This window comes from Lactiplantibacillus garii, assembly GCF_003885105.1.
In the GTDB taxonomy this organism is placed as follows: domain Bacteria; phylum Bacillota; class Bacilli; order Lactobacillales; family Lactobacillaceae; genus Lactiplantibacillus; species Lactiplantibacillus garii.
In genome coordinates, this window is record NZ_QWZQ01000007.1 from 1 (window position 1) to 17,733 (window position 17,733).

The 17,733-nt window shown below is 49.7% G+C and carries 15 protein-coding genes and 1 other annotated feature; of the genes, 6 read left to right on the forward strand and 9 right to left on the reverse strand.

The window, feature by feature from the left end; genetic code table 11:
* Positions 1-255: 255 nt before the first annotated feature.
* The 4 genes from D1831_RS03075 to D1831_RS03090 all read right to left on the reverse strand — a co-directional run bounded on the left by D1831_RS03075 (position 256) and on the right by D1831_RS03090 (position 4,438).
* Positions 256-861 carry a hypothetical protein gene (locus tag D1831_RS03075; protein ID WP_125071462.1) on the reverse strand — a complete coding sequence of 202 codons (606 nt, stop codon included), beginning with the start codon at positions 859-861 and terminating at the stop codon, positions 256-258.
* Between the two features lie 265 nt (positions 862-1,126).
* Positions 1,127-2,143, reverse strand: a complete 1,017-nt coding sequence (trpS, locus tag D1831_RS03080; RefSeq protein ID WP_125071463.1) for a tryptophan--tRNA ligase — start codon at positions 2,141-2,143, stop codon at positions 1,127-1,129.
* Positions 2,144-2,465: 322 nt separating this feature from the next.
* On the reverse strand, positions 2,466-3,635 hold the full coding sequence (locus D1831_RS03085; protein WP_125071464.1) for a pyridoxal phosphate-dependent aminotransferase: 1,170 nt from the start codon (positions 3,633-3,635) through the stop codon (positions 2,466-2,468).
* A 26-nt stretch (positions 3,636-3,661) separates the two neighbouring features.
* Positions 3,662-4,438, reverse strand: a complete 777-nt coding sequence (locus D1831_RS03090; RefSeq protein WP_125071465.1) for a carbon-nitrogen family hydrolase — start codon at positions 4,436-4,438, stop codon at positions 3,662-3,664.
* A gap of 176 nt (positions 4,439-4,614) precedes the next feature.
* Between D1831_RS03090 and helD the strand changes: the two genes are divergently transcribed.
* Entirely contained in the window at positions 4,615-6,924 is a 2,310-nt protein-coding gene (gene helD, locus D1831_RS03095) for an RNA polymerase recycling motor HelD (protein WP_125071466.1), read from the forward strand.
* 246 nt (positions 6,925-7,170) lie between these two features.
* Here the strand turns inward: helD and D1831_RS03100 are convergent, their stop codons facing one another.
* The 3 genes from D1831_RS03100 to D1831_RS03110 all read right to left on the reverse strand — a co-directional run bounded on the left by D1831_RS03100 (position 7,171) and on the right by D1831_RS03110 (position 11,128).
* Complete coding sequence (locus D1831_RS03100) at positions 7,171-8,355, reverse strand: cation:proton antiporter (protein WP_125071467.1); 1,185 nt, start codon at positions 8,353-8,355, stop codon at positions 7,171-7,173.
* Positions 8,356-8,399: 44 nt separating this feature from the next.
* Positions 8,400-9,776, reverse strand: coding sequence for a branched-chain amino acid transport system II carrier protein (brnQ, locus tag D1831_RS03105; RefSeq protein ID WP_125071468.1), 1,377 nt, complete (start codon positions 9,774-9,776; stop codon positions 8,400-8,402).
* Between the two features lie 151 nt (positions 9,777-9,927).
* Positions 9,928-10,212 (reverse strand) — a binding site (T-box leader).
* 100 nt (positions 10,213-10,312) lie between these two features.
* Entirely contained in the window at positions 10,313-11,128 is an 816-nt protein-coding gene (locus D1831_RS03110; protein WP_125071469.1) for a Cof-type HAD-IIB family hydrolase, read from the reverse strand.
* A gap of 160 nt (positions 11,129-11,288) precedes the next feature.
* Here D1831_RS03110 and D1831_RS03115 point away from each other — a divergent pair, with 160 nt between their 5' ends.
* The 4 genes from D1831_RS03115 to D1831_RS03130 all read left to right on the forward strand — a co-directional run bounded on the left by D1831_RS03115 (position 11,289) and on the right by D1831_RS03130 (position 14,800).
* Positions 11,289-12,161, forward strand: coding sequence for an AraC family transcriptional regulator (locus tag D1831_RS03115; RefSeq protein WP_125071470.1), 873 nt, complete (start codon positions 11,289-11,291; stop codon positions 12,159-12,161).
* A 68-nt stretch (positions 12,162-12,229) separates the two neighbouring features.
* Positions 12,230-13,021 (forward strand): Cof-type HAD-IIB family hydrolase, encoded by a 792-nt coding sequence (locus D1831_RS03120; RefSeq protein WP_125071471.1) that lies wholly within the window; start codon positions 12,230-12,232, stop codon positions 13,019-13,021.
* Positions 13,022-13,023: 2 nt separating this feature from the next.
* Positions 13,024-14,193 (forward strand): MFS transporter, encoded by a 1,170-nt coding sequence (locus D1831_RS03125; RefSeq protein ID WP_125071472.1) that lies wholly within the window; start codon positions 13,024-13,026, stop codon positions 14,191-14,193.
* Complete coding sequence (locus tag D1831_RS03130; protein ID WP_125071473.1) at positions 14,183-14,800, forward strand: sugar O-acetyltransferase; 618 nt, start codon at positions 14,183-14,185, stop codon at positions 14,798-14,800. Before D1831_RS03125 ends, D1831_RS03130 begins: the two co-directional genes overlap by 11 nt.
* 161 nt (positions 14,801-14,961) lie before the next feature.
* On the opposite strand, the gene D1831_RS03135 is transcribed toward D1831_RS03130, so the two are convergent.
* Complete coding sequence (locus tag D1831_RS03135) at positions 14,962-15,834, reverse strand: aldo/keto reductase (protein ID WP_125071474.1); 873 nt, start codon at positions 15,832-15,834, stop codon at positions 14,962-14,964.
* A gap of 12 nt (positions 15,835-15,846) precedes the next feature.
* Positions 15,847-16,713, reverse strand: coding sequence for an aldo/keto reductase (locus tag D1831_RS03140; protein WP_125071475.1), 867 nt, complete (start codon positions 16,711-16,713; stop codon positions 15,847-15,849).
* 124 nt (positions 16,714-16,837) lie between these two features.
* On the opposite strand from D1831_RS03140, the gene D1831_RS03145 reads away from it, so the two are divergent.
* Positions 16,838-17,710 carry a LysR family transcriptional regulator gene (locus D1831_RS03145; protein ID WP_125071476.1) on the forward strand — a complete coding sequence of 291 codons (873 nt, stop codon included), beginning with the start codon at positions 16,838-16,840 and terminating at the stop codon, positions 17,708-17,710.
* The last annotated feature ends 23 nt before the right edge of the window (positions 17,711-17,733 follow it).

Genomic DNA, 17,733 nt, shown 5'->3' on the forward strand with positions numbered 1-17,733 from the left:
CTATATCAATTTCTTTTTACATTTAATAACCTGTTTTACAGACCATGAATGCTTGAATTAACGGGGTTAACCCATCCATTTCCCATCAAAATCATTATCAATTATAATAATATTTTCCATAAACAAATTAGAAATGCCTTTTACGAATATTTATCGATAATTAGGCCCTAAAATACGACTATTATTTTTTAAATTACACAAAAGGACCCCGTCTGGGGCCCTTTGTGTAATAACGGTTACTCATCAACTAACCGACTAGAATTGATAGTCCTGACGGTATTCAGCTTTAACCATGGTACTATGCTTTAACAAATATTTTTTATTAACAAGTTTAAACTTAAGCGTACGCTTCTTAGGGGTGAATTTTCCTTCCTGAGCTAAACTACTCTTACGCCCATTAATTCTGGTAATGGCACTGGTTGATTGATACAGTGCCGCTTTATAGGTGTTACGTCCTGTACGCACTAATTTAATTGTACCGCTACCCTTAACCACGCCATCTGAATGGTGGGCTCCCTTTACTTTGCTGGGTTTCAGCTTAAGGGTCATCTTATTTCCTTTTACCTTTTGACTGGTGATTTGATAGTCTTGACTACCAGATTCGTCTAGTCGAGCATCAATAATCCGTAACGTTTTCGCACTACGTTGACTGAGTGTTACACCAAACCCCCACGCGTGAATCGTCTCACTAAACATAAATTGCTTGTGACTTTTCAGAACTTTCTTACTAATTTTATAAGTCTTAGATGATTTCGCAGCAACTGCATGGGCCCCCGCATTGATTGGAGTTGCCGCAGTAGCTAACGGTGCAATCGTGATAGCTGTCAATGTAACCATGCCTAATCTAGTAACTAAATTCATAATAATATCCCCTCGCATCAAAATATTTATGGTTCGATTAGAATTATTACGCTAACCAATCTAAAAATCTAGTTCTGTTTGTTTATTTAAATCCTAAACTGATTACAGCATTCATCGACCTGGCTACCCAAAGCATCACTAAGTACGCCACCACGTATAACCCCCAACTTCATAATTAGTAAAACAAAAGCTCACGTAACAACCGAGCACGGATAGTCCGGTCAAACGTAAGCTTTATTTTAGTTTATAGTCCTCAAAAAGTTATTTATTTAAAATAGTTGATCCCAATGGCGTCCTTCATTTCACTCCACGTTTGGTCGGCTACCACGTTAGCCTTAGCCGTACCGTCTTTTAGAATTTGTAAAACTTGGGCCGGGTCGGCTTCGTAAATTGCCCGCCGTTCACGGATTGGCCGTAAAACGCCGTCTAAGACTTCCATTAAGTAACGCTTAATCTTAACGTCACCCAAGCCACCGTGTTGGTACTGAGCCTTTAAGTCCGCCACTTTAGCCTTATCTTCGTCAAAAATATCAAGGTAGGTAAAGACCACGTTGCCTTCCACCTTACCGGGATCTTCAACGTGAATGTGGTCGGGGTCGGTGTACATCGACATGACCTTTTTCTTCAAAACGTCGGCGTCGTCCGAAAGGTAAATGGCATTGCCCAGTGACTTGCTCATTTTAGCGTTACCGTCTAAACCAGGAATCCGGCCCAAGCCCTTCGGTGGGAAGTACCCTTCTGGTTCCACTAACGTATCAGTGTTATAAGTTTTATTGAAGCTCCGTACGATTTCACGCGTCTGTTCCAGCATCGGTTCCTGGTCGTCTCCAACGGGCACGGTCGTGGCTTTGAAAGCCGTAATATCGGCCGCCTGGCTAACTGGATAAACGAAGAAACCGGCCGGCACACTTTCACCAAAGGCCTTTTGCTTAATTTCCGTTTTAACGGTTGGATTTCGGTTCAAACGCGCCACCGTAACTAAGTTCAAATATTGGTTCATCATATCGGTCAGTGCTGGAATTTGTGATTGCACTAGGATTGTTGATTTTTCAGGGTCAATCCCAACTGCTAAGTAGTCCATCGCGACCTGTAATAAACTCTTACGAATCTTTTCCGGATCGTGCGCGTTATCCGTCAACGCCTGGTTATCCGCAATCATAATGTAAGAATCGTAGTCACCGGTGTTTTGTAACGCAACCCGGTTACGTAGCGAACCGACGTAATGGCCAATGTGAAGCTTACCAGTTGGGCGGTCACCCGTTAACAATACTTTTTTTGTCATTTTAAACATCCTTTCATCATTGCACGCATCATTTTTATAGGACGAAAAAACGCCCTAATCAACTAACAATAGTCAATTAGGACGCATTACCGTGGTACCACCTAAATTGCAGAAACCTGTTTCTGCCACTCGTTACCGATAAGGGCGGGTCCCCGGTTTTACACCGAATCTCCAAAAAGCCAATTCATTTGTCCGTCCTAGCTTTCAGCAATTGCCAGGTCTCTGTCATTGGACGCCTTACTGTTCTTTTCTTCAACGATTAATTAGGTCTAGTTTAAGCGTTATCGCGGAGACTGTCAAAATTAAATTTCAGCTCATCACTTTAAAATAGGTCTAGTTTACCGACCCGTTCCACGGCTTCCGTCAACCGTTCCTCCGATACCAATAGTCCAATCCGCACGTAACCTTCCCCGTGCTTCCCAAAGCCGTTACATGGCGCCACTGCCACGCTAGCCTGGTCGAGTAATAAGTTTGCAAACTGTTCACTCGTGTACCCCGCTGGAACTTTCATCAACGTGTAAAAGGCACCCCCCGGCTTATACGCGGGCCAGTTAATCTTCGCCGCAGCGGCCAATAAGGCGTTTCGCCGTGATTCGTAACGGTCACTAATTTCCTGAGCCGCGCTTTGATCACTGTTTAACGCCGCGATGCCCGCCCGTTGAATGGCCGGAAAGACGCTAACAAACAGGTGATCCTGAATCAAATTAATGGCTTCGATCATATCGGGATTCCCAACGGCAAAACCTAAACGCCAACCCGCCATGTTGTAAGTCTTGGAGAAGGAATAAAATTCAATCCCAACGTCCTTGGCTCCCGGCGTCTGAAGGAAACTAATCGGTCGCTGATGATCGTAACCGATCGCCCCGTAGGCAAAATCACTGACCACGCCAATCTGGTGTTGCTTCGCGTAGGCCACCGTTTGTTCATAAAATTCGGGGGTGGCGACCGCACCGGTCGGGTTGTTCGGGTAATTCATGTAAAGCAGCTTGGCCGCGTCCGCAACCTTAGGATCAAGTTGGTCAAAGTCCAATAAGAAGTTGTTCTTTTCTAACAGTGGGTAAGTCGCCAACTTGACTTGCGCTAAGGCCACCCCCGAAAAGTAGTCCGGGTAGCCCGGGTCCGGCATTAAAATCGTTTCACCGGGGTTCATTAACGCGTAGGGCAGTTCCACTAAGCCGATCTTGGTCCCACCTAAAACGGCGACTTCTTTTTCGGGATCAAGCTGCACGCCGTATTCGCGTTCGTAGAAGTCCGCGCAAGCCTGCTTAAAGTCGGGCTGACCACGAAACTGGGCGTACTTATGGGTCGCCGGGTCCTGCGCCGCCGTGGCTAACGCTTCAACGATGAACGGCGGCGTCGGTTGGTCGGGATTTCCCTGACCCAAGTTAATGACGTCGGCGCCACTCGCAACCTTCGCGTTAACCCGTTGAACTAAACTAGCAAAAAATTGTTTTGGTAAATGCTGTAAAATCGTTGATTCTGGAAATTCCATGAAGGCACCACTTTCTATTTTTATCTTTAATATAATTCGGGACGCCGGTCGTTAAAGACCGGAATCTGTCCCCGAACTTGTTCAACTTGATCCAAGTCCAGCTTCGCCGTGACTAACTGGGCGTGAGCACCCGCAATGGCCATAATTTGGCCGAGCGGGTCGATGACTAGTGACTGCCCACCAAAATCATTATCGGGGTCGCTGCCAACCCGGTTCACGGCCACAACGAAGGCTTGATTTTCAATTGCCCGGGCCTGTAGCAGCAGCCGCCACTGTGGTAAGCGTACCGTCGGCCATTCAGCGCTAACGAAGATCACTTTCGGCCCCTGCGCCGCTTGTTTACGCAACCATTCCGGAAAACGGATATCGTAACAAATGACGCCCATCGCGGGAACGTCGTCAATGGGGAACAAGTTCTCCGTTTGACCGGCGGTGATGTATTGATCCTCCGCCATTAGACCGAACCGGTGAACTTTATCGTAACGGCTCAATAGTGCCCCCTGGCGGTTAACCACTAACATTTCGTTATAATACCGACCGTCCCGAGCCACCGCGACCGAACCGCCGACAATGTTAACTTTAAATTCGGTTGCTAAGCGGCTCAGTAACTTCTGGGTCCGCTGCCCCTCGTCGTCCGCCAACACGTTTAAGCGTTTTAAAGCGTAGCCGGTGTTCCACATTTCAGGTAACACCACCACGTCCACGCTCTGTTCCGCGGCTTTTTGTACGGCCGTTTCGACCTGGGCGTAGTTGGCGTCCGGATCACCAAACTGAATATTAATTTGTGCTAAGGCTACTCGCAATTCCCCACCCCATTAATTAGAATTATTAAAATCATATTAGAATACTTTGGGGGCGCATGCAAGCACCTCACCCAAATAATCACCCTTTACCAAACGCTTTAATTGACACGTCCCGTAAATCCGCCTAGAATTGTTCAAGCAATTTAGACGACTTAACAGACGGGAGGCCCTCTTCAGTGGCAACATCAGAGCAGGAACAACAACAGGAACAGCAACGGGTCGATCGGGTCATCGAACAAGTCAAAGCACGGTCCAAACAAACCGACGACTTACTCGCCAAGGCCCATCGTGAAACCGATGTGATTCAGAAAAACTATGGTGATAACAACTCCGTCAACACGTTTGAAGTCGACGACCGGATCGAAACCAACGCCGAACTTCAACAACAAAAACAAATGGTCGAACGGGCCGTGGAATCCGAATCCATTTTAAAACGCCAAGTCGGGGTTTTAAAGGATTTGAGCAACTCGCCCTACTTCGGTCGGATTGACATTCAAGACGAGCCTGGCGACGACCCCGAACGGCTCTACATCGGGACCGCGTCGTTCGTGGACGCCGACCAAAACTTTCTAGTTTACGACTGGCGGGCACCGATTTCTTCAGTTTATTACAACGGAACACTTGGCAAGGTTCAGTACCAAACCCCCGCTGGTCAACAAACCACCGAATTAATGAAAAAGCGTCAATTTCAAATTGATCAGGGTCAGATCAAAAACATGTTTGATACTAACGAGACCGTGGGTGACGAGATCCTACAATCGGTCCTCGGTGAACAAAACGACGCCTACATGCAAAACATCGTGGCGACCATTCAAAAGGAACAAAACGACATTATTCGGGACACTTACAGTGATTTACTGGTGGTTCAAGGAGTCGCTGGTTCCGGCAAAACATCCGCCATTTTACAACGAATCGCGTTTTTGCTATACCATTCGCGGGCGTCGCTTGAAGCCGACCAGATGGTTCTATTTTCTCCCAACCGCCTATTCAGTCACTACATTTCAGAAGTGCTGCCTAGTCTAGGTGAACGGAACATGCGCCAAGTGACCCTCGCCGAATTTTTGAGTGCCCGTTTCCAGGGGCTCACGGTTGAAAGCCTCTTTGAGCGTTACGAAAGTGACCGCCAAAGTGACGCGCTGACCCCGGCTATCCGTGACTTTCAGGAAAGTGCCAACTTTATGAAACAAGTTGACCACTACTGCCACACGCTTTCTGCCGAGCAAATGCGGTTCACCAACATCGTCTTTAACGGCGAAATTTTCTTCCACAAAGCTGCCATTGAAAAAATTGCGGCGAGCTTACCAGCCGCCATGCAACCGGCCGACCGGTTTTTAGCCATCAAAAACACGCTGATCAAACGCTTAAAACACCGCATTGATGACGAAGCTCAGGCCGACTGGGTCAACGACATCATCGACCAGCTCACCGACGAGGCCTACCACGACCTGCTGGGCAATAAACGTCGCGGGGACTTTCAATCGATGGACGACGAAGTCTTCTATATTGGTAAGCAAATTGTGACCAAGCGGCTGCGTCAAGTCTACGACGCCATTTACAACGGTTACTTCTTAGACACCTACGAACAGTACAACGACTTCCTGGGCCAAATTGAACGACCGGATGCCGTGGCCCCCGCACAGTGGCGGGCCCGGATGCAAACGTTCCGGCGCGGCATTGAATACCACAAAATTGCGTTAGTGGACTGTGCCCCGCTACTCTTATTACGGGACATTTTAACCGGGAGTGGTCAGAACCGGCGGATGCAGTACATCTTCGTCGACGAAATGCAGGACTATTCGTTAGCCCAGTTACTCTACATTAAACACGCCTTCCCGTTGGCCAAGTTTACGCTGTTGGGCGATAGTGAGCAGGCCCTGTTTAAGGGCATCGAACTCCCCCAGCAATTATTAGAACGCTTACGGGACGCTTTTAACGTGCGGCGCGCGAACCTGATTACCTTGAACAAGAGTTACCGGTCAACTAAACAGATCACTAACTTTGCCAAGGCCCTGTTACCGGATGGCGACCAAATTCAGGCGTTTACCCGTGAAGGCGACCTGCCGAAAGTGATGATCCGTTACGGTCAGGACGCGGCGCTTAGCGGCTTACTAAGTGAAGTTAACCACCAACTCAAAGCCACCCACACCGTCGCCGTTTTGACTAAGGACCTTGCCGAAAGTAAACACGTTTACCAGTACCTAAAGCACCACACGGTCACCACGCTAATGGCGGACAGCGACCGTACGATGCCGCAGGGGGTTATCGTCATGCCAATCTACTTAGCAAAGGGACTGGAATTTGACGCGGTCGTGGCCTACGACGTTTCCGCCAGCAACTATCCGGATGACGCTTCCATCGGGGTCCTCTACACGATTGCGTCGCGGGCAATGCACCACTTGACGCTCCTCAGTATTGGGGACGTTTCGCCGTTAATTGCCCACCTCGACCCGACGCTGTTTACGATTGAACACCAGGTCCGGGTCTAATCCGCCACTTCACTAATAATTCCGGATAAACGCACGGGTTTTCGTTAAAAGTAATTCAAAAAATAAGTGGTTCCCCATTTCGCGAAATTAATCGCTGGTGGGGAACCACTTATTTAGTTTGCTAGTCAAAATCAATCGCTTGAATTTTGATTCCCCCGTTCATGGTTGGCCGGGGGACTATGTGTGCCGCTTACGTCAGTCACTATGTTTAATCTAGGCCTAATTTAAATCCGAACGTGCTGACGATTAGTTTTCTTCCACCGAGTGCGGCGTGTCAGGCGTTGCCGGTGCGCGGTGAATGGCGTCCTTCAATACAAACGGCGCAATCATCGTCACCAGGATAATCACTAAGATCACGTCCGAATAGTAATCACCCGAAAGCAGGTGCGCCGAAAACCCAATTTGCGCGGTAATCAACGCCATTTCTCCCCGGGAGATCATCCCGGCCCCGACTAAGTAGTTACTGTGGCCGCTAAAGCCGTTCAGCTTAGCACCGAGGCCGCAACCAAAGAGCTTCGTAAGCACTCCCAATACGGTCATCACCGCGATAAACGGTAAGGCCTGCCAGAAGCCCTTAAAGGTCATGTTCAGACCCACGCTAACGAAAAATAGCGGGATAAACATGGTGTAGCCGACCGGTTCAACCGAGACGTCAACGACGTGCTGGTAATCAGTCTGCGCAATGGCCACGCCGGCAAAAAACGCCCCGATGGCCCCACTCAAACCAACCAAATCGGCTAACCAAGCCATGGCCAAGCAAATAATAATGGCCACAATCGTTGGTCCGGCCGCCATCAGTAGGTGGTCGCTTAATCCCATGAGGTACGGGGCCACCCACTTGATCACGGCAAATACCCCGATAAAAAAGGCCAGTTGTTCTAACAACACCACGCCTAAGTTCGTTTGGCTAACGCCGCTTTGCCGTCCCATCATCGAAATCATTACACTTAACAAAATGACCCCGATAATGTCGTCAGCCACGGCCGCCCCCAGAATGGTTGCGCCCTCCTTAGTATCCAAGGCCTTAAATTCTTTGAGCACTTCAACGGAAATTGAGACCGACGTGGCGGAAAAGATCACCCCAATAAACAGGGATTCAAACCAGCTAAACTGGAATAACCGACTCGCAACGCCCATGATCACCACCGGGAAGACCACCCCGATAATTGCCACCACGATGGCGGGCCGTAAATACTTGCGCAACAGCGCTAGGTTGCTTTCCAGGCCGCCGATGAACATCAACACGACCACCCCGATGTCCGAAAATGTTTGGACCATGCTGGTTAAGTGCACCCAGTTAAGGATGGCGGGGCCTAAAACGACCCCCACCAAAATCTCACCAATCACGGCGGGAATTCCCGCCCGGTGCGCAAAGTGCCCGGCCAAAGTCGTCGCAAATATTAACAAACAAAGTATTCCCAGAAAAGCCATCGACTCACCATCCATTAAATTTGTTACTTTCTATCATACACCATCTAGTTTTGATTCATTTTATAAGCGTGCGCCGTTAATGCTTGCCGAACCACGTGCCAGCTAAGCCCAATCATTAAGCCAATTAACGCTGGCAAGGCCCAGTCCAGCCCAATCTTTGCGAGTGGGAAGTACTTATCATCGAAGGCTAACAAGCCTTGGACCCACCCCAAACGGGTGATCACGGCAGGCGCCGAACCCAGCGCGTCAAAGCACGCCGGAATCAGGGTTAAGGCCGTTGTCCAACGGTAAACGACCGGGTCGTGCCGGAAAAGGGGTGAGGCAATCGACAAAATGATCAGGGTAATGGCGAGCGGGTACAAGAACATCAACATCGGTGTTGACCAAGCAATGATCTGATCCAGGCCAATGTTGGCAATCAGGAAGGACGCCCCGCAGGATAGGCGGTTCCAAGTCCGGTAACTAATGCTTGGAAACTTGTCATGTAAGGCTTCCGAAAACGACGTTGCTAATCCCACCGCCGTCGTTAAGCAGGTCAACGTCGCCATGATGGCTAAAATCAATTCCCCGGGAACGCCCATAAAGGCGTTGGCGATTTGTGAAAAGGCAATCCCGCCGTCCGCCGATAATTTAAATTGGGATAACGACGTCGCCCCAATCCAAATCAAGCCGAGGTAAATCACCGCTTCGAGGCTGATACTGAGTAAACTTGACTTAGCCGCGGTCTTCGCAACCGCTCCCGGTTCCTTTTGACCTAAGCCACGAATGGTCGTGACCACCGCAATTCCAAATAACAGGGCGGCCAACGCGTCCATGGTGTTATAGCCTTGTAAGAAACCGTTCAAGAAAGCCCCGTTTTGATAAGCGGCCGCAACGTTGGCCGTCCGGGCGCTCCCCAGTGGGTGGGTAAACGCAATCCCAAAAATCAACGCGAGTAGGATCAGAAACGCCGGGTTTAGTAGCTTACCAATGGTGTCAATGATGCCGGTTGGTTTGCGGGACGCCCAGTAAGTGATACTGAAGAAAACCAGTGAATAAATCAGTAAGTACAACGGCGCCTGGCTTGCGCTAACGTAACTGGCAATCCCGATTTGAAACGGGGTCGTTGCCGTCCGGGGAGTCGCAAACAGCGGCCCCAGTGTGGCGCAAGTTAAAATCATAAAGAGCGTGGCGTAACGTTTACCAATCGGTTTAGCGAGGTCGTAAATACCGCTACTGCGGGTCACGCTGATGGCAATGATTCCCAACAACGGCAACAATGTCCCCGTCAGCAGGAACCCCCAGCCGGCCGTCAACCAGTGGGCCCCGGCAAGTTGGCCGAGGTGGATCGGAAAAATTAAATTGCCGGCACCAAAGAACATTCCGAAAAGCATGGAGCCAATAATAACGTAATGTTTAAACGATAATTTTTGTGTTTGCATGGAAAAAACCTCCGTTGTTTGTCTTGAAGTAACGGACCAACAATTAGGCTTGCACTCGATACAGCCCACCATCACTACTCTGATAATTCCACATACGCTCAATTCTCCTTTGAGATCAAAAAAGCGTCCTTACTAAAACCGAATTAGTTTTAGTAAGGACGCTTCCGCGTGGTACCACCTTATCTTCGTATTTTGCTAACGGCAAAATACCTCATCACGTACGGCACGCTAAGTTGGTAGTTTGAACCGGTTGGGCACAACCCCCAGCCTAGCTAGCGATACGTTTGTCCGATAATGGGGACCCCCAGCCGACACTCGTTATGACTTGCACCGGCAGTTCACAGGTTACTTTCAGTCTAAGTTCGGTGCCACTTTTCAGATACCAGCGACTCTCTGTAACCACTCTTAAACTTACTCTCCTGATCTTCACGATTAATCTCATTTATTTTTAATATTTGCAATCATAAACTCATTTTAGCAATCTGTCAAGTATCCATTCCGTTCACACGTCCTAAAAATTGAAAGGAGTACTAATCCTAATCGATCAACGCTAATTTTTGAATTGCATCGCCAACGCCACCCGCATCGTTCGTACCGGTGACGTAATCGGCCGCTTCCTTCGCCGCGGCACTCCCGTTACCCATGGCAACCGCGGTACCGGCAAAGGCAAACATCGGTAAGTCGTTCTTTTCGTCCCCCATCGCCATCACTTCGTCGGCCTGTAAACCAAGAACCCGGGCTAGATCCTTAACCGCCTGGCCCTTATTGACCCGGGCGTTCATCAGTTCCAAGAAATTGGTCGCGGCCCGCACCACGTACAAGTCATCTCCAAAGGTCGCCTTAACGAGGGATTCTACGGCGTCCAACTGGGGACCCTCACCCACGAACAACCCCTTCGCAATTTGAAAATCAGCCGGCAAATCGTCCGGATCCCGAACTAACAACCCGGCCTTATTTTCCCACGCCTGAACCACCGTCACCCAGTTAACGTCACGGTCCGCCGTGTAAATCGTACTCTCCGCATCCAGCACGTTAAACGGCACGTGGTGGGCCTTACCGAAGGCCGTCATTTGACGGTAATGATTGTTGTCCACCAAGTGCTTCGCCACGACCCGGCCGGCGACACTTTCAATGACGGCCCCGTTGTACGTAATCACGTACTGATTGTCACCTTCAATCCCCAATTCGTCTAAGTACGGTTTGACCCCTGCTAGTGGCCGACCGGTACAGAGGACAATTTTGATACCCTGCGCCGTCGCTTTTTGGACCGCTTGAATCGTACTTGGGAGTAACTTGCCCTCCGAGTTAAGTAACGTATCGTCAATATCGATTGCAATGAGTTGAATATCCATGGTTAAATTTCCTTTCGTTCGCGAATACGGTTACAATTAAATTAATCACCGGCAACGCTTTCTTGATTAGCCTTAATATAGCACGGCCATTCCGTTAAAAAGGTTGATTTTTGAAAGCTGCTGGTGTCATTTTTAAGACTTTAATCAAACGAGGCATTCCATGGAAATTTTACACGAAGCGGTCCAAACCATCCCGCGCTTACCCTTTAAATTTTACGAACACGATCCGCTAACCCCGATCACTGTCAACCCCCACTGGCACCAGGGGATCGAATTAAACTATTTAAAGGCCGGTGACCCGTTAAAATTCGTCACCGACGGCCACACAACCGAATACCGCCCGGGGGACCTGTGGGCCGTTAACCGGCGGGTCGTTCACAGTGCGACCGGCCCCGAACAGGTTGATTGGGACGAGTTCGGCCTAATCATTGACGACGACTTTTTAACGAACCGGGTCCCCGAAAGCGTTAATTGGCAACTTAATTTGAACGGGGCCGTCTCCAGTCAAGCGCACCCCAACGCCTACCGGTTGATCCGCGAACACCTTGTTGCCATCCGCCAGCTGTTAAAACAATCGCCGACCGACCTGTTGCGCTTAGAGATTCTAAGCCACTTTTACGGTCTGTTAGCCACACTCGGACACGTCTTCACCACGCCGTTAGTGGAAACCGATGTCAACCCGAACACGTCCCTAGTCGATGACGTGATGACCGCCATTAACCAGCGTTACGCCGAGCCCATTACCGGGAATACGCTGGCCCACGAGTTTCACGTATCGCTTACGACCCTTAACCAGCAGTTCAACGCCAACGTTCAGTTATCCGTCAACCGTTACCTGCGACTGATTCGCCTAATGAACGCCCGCCGCTTGCTCCTTGAAAGCGACCTAAAGATCGAATACGTCGCCGCCAGTTGCGGCTTTCCCAACGGCAAAACGTTAAACCGCAATTTCAAGGCTTGGAAAAAAATGACGCCAACGGAGTATCGCCAAGCTTACGCCCGCTACCACCGAATTGACACCAGTTGCTTATAAAAATGCGACTTGTTTAGTTAAGCACCGTGTTAAACTACGGCCATCAACTAAACAAGGGAGTTTTTATGATGATCAAATTAATGGCAACCGACATGGACGGCACGTTTCTAAAAGACGATATGACTTATAACGAAGCTAAATTTGCGCTGCTTTACCAGCAGATGCAACTCCGCGGGATTCGGTTCGTCGTGGCGAGTGGTAACCAGTATTACCAGTTACGGTCATTTTTCAAGGACTATCCCGAAATGATCTACGTTGCCGAAAACGGCGCCTACATTCGGGATCAGAACCACGTTTATGCCCAACACGCGTTTGCACCGGCGATTGTTCAACAAATTTTAGCTAAAATTGCCACGATTCCCGAATTAAAACTACTCGTTTGTGGTGCCAAGAGTGCTTACACCCTAACCACCACCGACCCGGACCATGTTAAACTCGTCCGGCACTACTACCACCGCTTAGCCGTGATCAAAAGTTACGATCACTTGGACGACGACGTCTTAAAATTCGCCATCACCTGTCCGCCAGAAAAAACGGCCGCCATCGTTGAACAGTTGCGTACGGCCCTCGTAGGGTTAGGTGAACCGACTAGCAGTGGTCACGGCGACATCGACATCATCCAACCGGGAATGAATAAAGCCGCGGGTCTAAAAGAACTGGGCAACGTACTCGGTATCGAGCTCGCCGACATGGTCGCCTTTGGTGACGGCGGTAACGACCTAGAAATGCTCCGGGAAGTGGGACTGGGCATCGCCATGGCCAACGCTCAGCCCGCCGTAACGGCCGTGGCGGATCAAACAACCACGACCAATCAGGAACAGGGTGTGTTGACCGCTATTAGTCAACTGTTGGGTAACTAACAATGACCGGTCAACCAAGTTTTAAAACGACGATCAGTATTTTAAGCCTCTCCACCGTTAGTAGCGTTGCCACCGTCATTACCGGTACCATCCCGCAACTAAAACAAACTTTCCCGACCGTCCCCACCACCGTTATCGAATGGCTCGTGACGGTCGCCAACCTGAGTGCCCTAGTGACGTTATTATTGAACCCGTGGCTGGTCAAAAGGTGGGGCATTCAAAATACCGTCATAACTGGACTACTGCTGAGCGCAGTGGTCGGTGTAGTCCCGGCTTTAACTGATAATTTTACCGCCATCATGTTAAGCCGGATTTTGTTGGGATTCGGCATCGGGTTATTTTCACCCCACGCCATCAGCCTAATCGCCCACAGCTACCACGGGGACTTGCGGGCCCGATTGCTGGGTTACCAAACGGGGTTATCGGCCCTCGGTAACGCGGTGCTGCTCAGTCTGGCCGGGTTATTAATTGGGGTTAGCTGGCACGCCGTTTTCTGGCTACACGGCTTATTAGCTGGTATTGCGGTGCTGGTCTTTTTAAACGTCCCGGAGCCTCAACAAATAGCGGTGGTGGCCCCGACCACGTCAGGAATTAGCAGTTTGCCGCACCGCCAACGGTTACTAGTCGGATTGACCTTTATCACCTACCTACTAATTTGGGGCGTACAACTTAAACTACCTAGTTATTTTGAAAACCGGCAATTCGGTGACGCCCGTGTGCTTAACCTAACCCTAGCGGCGATGAACGTGGGGGGCTTACTCGCCGGGCTTAGTTTCGGCGCCCTGCATAAGCACCTCCACCGCTTCACCCTAACGCTTGGTTACGCCGGGGCGGCCGGGGCGGTTTTCCTACTATGGTCCACTGCCAACGCTAATATTGCTATCATTGCGGCGATTGGTTTTAATTTTATCTACTCGTACACCGGCCCCTACCTGGTCTTTACTAGCAATAGCGGACTCGCTCCCGACCAAATCAACGCCCTGAGCAGTACCTTGACAATTGCGACCATCATCAGCGCCTTCTTCGCACCGCTGATCTGGAACCTGATTGGTCAGTTGGGACCGCAAACTCTAACTGATAACGTATTACTCTGGATTACCGTAACGCTGACTGCCTTGGCCGTTCTAACGTTACTAGTTCCCACGGAAAGGAAGGGCAATCATGACCACTAATAACCAGCGCCTCCACACGGGCGAACTCTATTTACCAAACGACGCCGCACTCGAAAAGGAACAGTTCAGTTACCTGGATCAACTCTACGACTTTAACCAGACCCGTCCCAGTGAAATGACTAAACGCCAAGTATTGTTACAAAAAATGTTGGCAGCAATTGGTCCGAACTGTTACGTCGAACCCCCGTTTCATAGTAACTGGGGCGGCCACCACGTACACTTTGGAACCGGCGTTTACGCCAACTTTAACCTAACCTGCGTGGACGACACTCACATCTACGTGGGCGACCACGTCATGTTCGGCCCAAACGTCACCCTGGCAACGGCCGGGCACCCGATCCTGCCAAGTTTACGTGAGCGGGGGTACCAGTACAACGCGCCAATTCACATCGGTGATAACTGCTGGTTCGGGGCCGGCGCAATCGTCCTTCCCGGTATCACCGTTGGTAAAAACGTCGTCGTGGGGGCTGGCAGCGTGGTCACTAAGGATTTACCCGCCAACGTGGTTGCAGTTGGCAACCCCGCCCGCATCCTACGCCCCGTGAACGAACACGACCGTCAGACTTACTTTAAGCACCGACCAATTGACCCGAAATTGCTTAACTGATTATACGGAAATGAGCGTAAAACCAAACTTTAAAACGCATCAATTACTCAAAACAAACTGGGTAATTGATGCGTTTCATTTTTTCTGGTAATGGTAGTGAAACGTGCGCCAAAGGTCAGTTGGCCCCACTCCCAAATGTGCAGATTGTTTTTTTATTTTAACTAGTCGTTAGCATGAACGTCAAACGCGGATAACAACATTTCTTGCACTCCGGGAGCGTCCGGATTGTGACGACCCTTCCCCATATCGAGGGTCCGTAACTGGGCCACTTCGTCCACCGTTAATTCAAAGTCAAAGATTTCACGGTTACTCTTAATCCGAGCTTCATGGACCGACTTTGGAAAGACGATAACGCCTTCCTGATTTTCAAAACGCAGAATAATTTGACCCGCATCCTTGTGGTACTTGGTCGCTAACTGCTGAATCAGCGGTTCACCAAACAGGGACTGGTTGCCCTGACCTAGTGGTGCCCACGCTTCCAGCTTAACGTCCTTTTCCGTTAATAACTGCCGTAACGGTCGTTGCTGGAAGTAAGGGTTAAATTCCACCTGGTTGACCGCCGGTACGGTTTCAAATTGCGGAACGAACTTCTGCCAAATGGTGGGGGTCATGTTGGAGACCCCAATGGACCGAATCTTCCCAGCCCGCTTTGCGGCTTCCATTGCTTGCCAAGCCCCCGGTACGTCACCATATGGTTGGTGAATCAAATACAAATCAATGTAGTCCAATCCAAGCTTTTCTAAAGAACGGTCGATGGCTTTGCTAGCCGCTTCAAAGCCGTAATCTTGAAGCCATAACTTACTGGTCACCCAGATTTGGTCACGGGAAACACCACTATCACGAACGGCGCGGCCAACTTCGTCTTCGTTGAAGTACGCCACCGCGGTATCAATGTGCCGGTAACCCAAGGCCAGTGCATCTTTTACGGCTTGGTAAGTCGCACCGTCGTCGGGGATCTGGAACGTTCCAAATCCGATTGCCGGAATTTCGTTACCGTCGTTTAGTTTAATTGTTGGGTTTGTCTTAGTCGTCATTTTAAACCACTCCTATTCGTGTAGTTGTTTTAAGCTGGAACCAAAAATTTGTTCAATCGTCACCGGATCACGGTGGTCAAAGAACTGACTTTCCTGCCGGTCCAAACCGGCCATAGTAGCCATTTCAGTGGTCGTTAGTTCAAAGTCGAAAACGTTCAGATTTTCCGCCATGCGTTCGGGGTGGACCGACTTAGGAATCACCGTAATCCCGCGCTGCAGTAACCACCGCAAAATAACTTGACCGGTCGTTTTACCGTGCGCCTTAGCAATTGTTTGGATCGTTGAGTCGGTAAAGATGCCGTGCTTACCCTCCGCGAACGGTGCCCAGGCTTCGACGCGAACCTGTTCGTGCTGATTAAACTGAACCTCAGCGGGTTGCTGATACCACGGGTTCACCTCAATTTGATTCACGACGGGTTGCACGTTCATCGTTAGTTCCAAATTTTTCAGTTGGTCAGCGTAAAAGTTAGAAACCCCGATTGCCCGAATTTTCCCCGCGTGGTAGGCTTCTTCCATGGCCCGCCAAGCGCCCATCACGTCGCCGTACGGTTGGTGTAACAAGTACAGGTCCATATAATCCAAACCGAGCCGTTTTAAAGAAGCGTCGATCCCTTTTTTAGCCCGTTCGTAAGTAAATTCCGAAACCCACAGCTTGGACGTGACGAACAGGTCTTCACGTTTTAAGCCACTTTTTTGAATCGCCCGACCAACCGCAGCCTCGTTTTGATAGGCGGTCGCGGTGTCAATTAAGCGGTAACCCGCTTGCAAGGCCGCCGTAACGGCCGCTTCGCATTCATCTAAGTTCGGCACTTGAAACACCCCAAACCCAAGTTGGGGCATGTTGACCCCGTTATTTAACGTTGTTGTTGGAATTGTCATTTAATCGTCGTCCCTTCGTTCTTAATTGCAAGAACTAGCATACGACCAAACTAAATACTTGAAAATTACCACTTATCAATACTAGTATACAAGCAACGTATACTACGAATGGAGGCCTTTTGCGTTGGAAAACTACCTGTTAGAAGAACTCGTCACGTTCGCTAAGACTAAAACACTAGCAAAAACGGCCGCGGCCCTAAACGTGACGCAGCCCACCATCACCCGCGGCATGCAGAAACTGGAAGATGAACTGAACGTACCCCTCTTTGACCGTCAGCCGAACCGTATCACCCTCACCGCAACCGGGCAGTTGGCCGCGCGGGAGGCCGCTAAACTATTGACTCAACAACGAGCTTTCGTGACCACGGTGCAAAACTTTAACCGCAGTTTGACCGTTTTGCCAGTGGAAACGACCCTTCCCGGCCCGCTCATCCTGCTAAAGCATTTACAGCCACAATTACCCCCGAACTTACGGGTTAACCATCAACTCATTGCGCCGAATCAAATTATCCCCCACCTGACAAACCGCCAGGCGGCCCTAATCTTTTCTGACCAGGAATTATTCACGGATACCGTGGAATCCCGCTTCATTGGTAACGAAAATTTGATTGTGCATTTACAAAAATTTATGTACCAAGCCAACCAGCAAAGGATCACGTTTAAAGAGCTGGCGGGACTGAGTTTCGTCGTGCTAAATGCTATCGGGATTTGGAAAACCATTATTCAGCAAGCTATTCCGGACGCTAAGTTTTTATACCAGCCGCAGCGAACCGCCTTCACAGAAATTACCAAGTACTCGGATTTTCCGTACTTTAGTACTAACTTAACGCCTTTAGAATCCCCACAGGCCACAAACCCGGCCGCTGAGGATAACCGGGTCGCAATTCCAATCACCGATACCAGCGCCCACTTGCCGATTTACGTCAACTATTTGATCAGTGAGCGGTCGCGGCTGACCCCGCTACTCCAACAATTCACAACTGCTTGGCCTAACTAATAATTAAAGCGTCATCCACCGGT

Bases quoted from the DNA above. Each gene is read 5' to 3' on its own strand.
- D1831_RS03085 (WP_125071464.1), bottom strand. From the start codon at position 3,635: ATGGAATTTCCAGAATCAACGATTTTACAGCATTTACCAAAACAATTT.
- D1831_RS03120 (WP_125071471.1), top strand. From the start codon at position 12,230: ATGATCAAATTAATGGCAACCGACATGGACGGCACGTTTCTAAAAGAC.
- trpS (WP_125071463.1), bottom strand. From the start codon at position 2,143: ATGACAAAAAAAGTATTGTTAACGGGTGACCGCCCAACTGGTAAGCTT.
- D1831_RS03075 (WP_125071462.1), bottom strand. From the start codon at position 861: ATGAATTTAGTTACTAGATTAGGCATGGTTACATTGACAGCTATCACG.
- D1831_RS03100 (WP_125071467.1), bottom strand. From the start codon at position 8,355: ATGGCTTTTCTGGGAATACTTTGTTTGTTAATATTTGCGACGACTTTG.
- D1831_RS03135 (WP_125071474.1), bottom strand. From the start codon at position 15,834: ATGACGACTAAGACAAACCCAACAATTAAACTAAACGACGGTAACGAA.
- D1831_RS03110 (WP_125071469.1), bottom strand. From the start codon at position 11,128: ATGGATATTCAACTCATTGCAATCGATATTGACGATACGTTACTTAAC.
- D1831_RS03125 (WP_125071472.1), top strand. From the start codon at position 13,024: ATGACCGGTCAACCAAGTTTTAAAACGACGATCAGTATTTTAAGCCTC.
- D1831_RS03130 (WP_125071473.1), top strand. From the start codon at position 14,183: ATGACCACTAATAACCAGCGCCTCCACACGGGCGAACTCTATTTACCA.
- brnQ (WP_125071468.1), bottom strand. From the start codon at position 9,776: ATGCAAACACAAAAATTATCGTTTAAACATTACGTTATTATTGGCTCC.
- D1831_RS03115 (WP_125071470.1), top strand. From the start codon at position 11,289: ATGGAAATTTTACACGAAGCGGTCCAAACCATCCCGCGCTTACCCTTT.
- D1831_RS03140 (WP_125071475.1), bottom strand. From the start codon at position 16,713: ATGACAATTCCAACAACAACGTTAAATAACGGGGTCAACATGCCCCAA.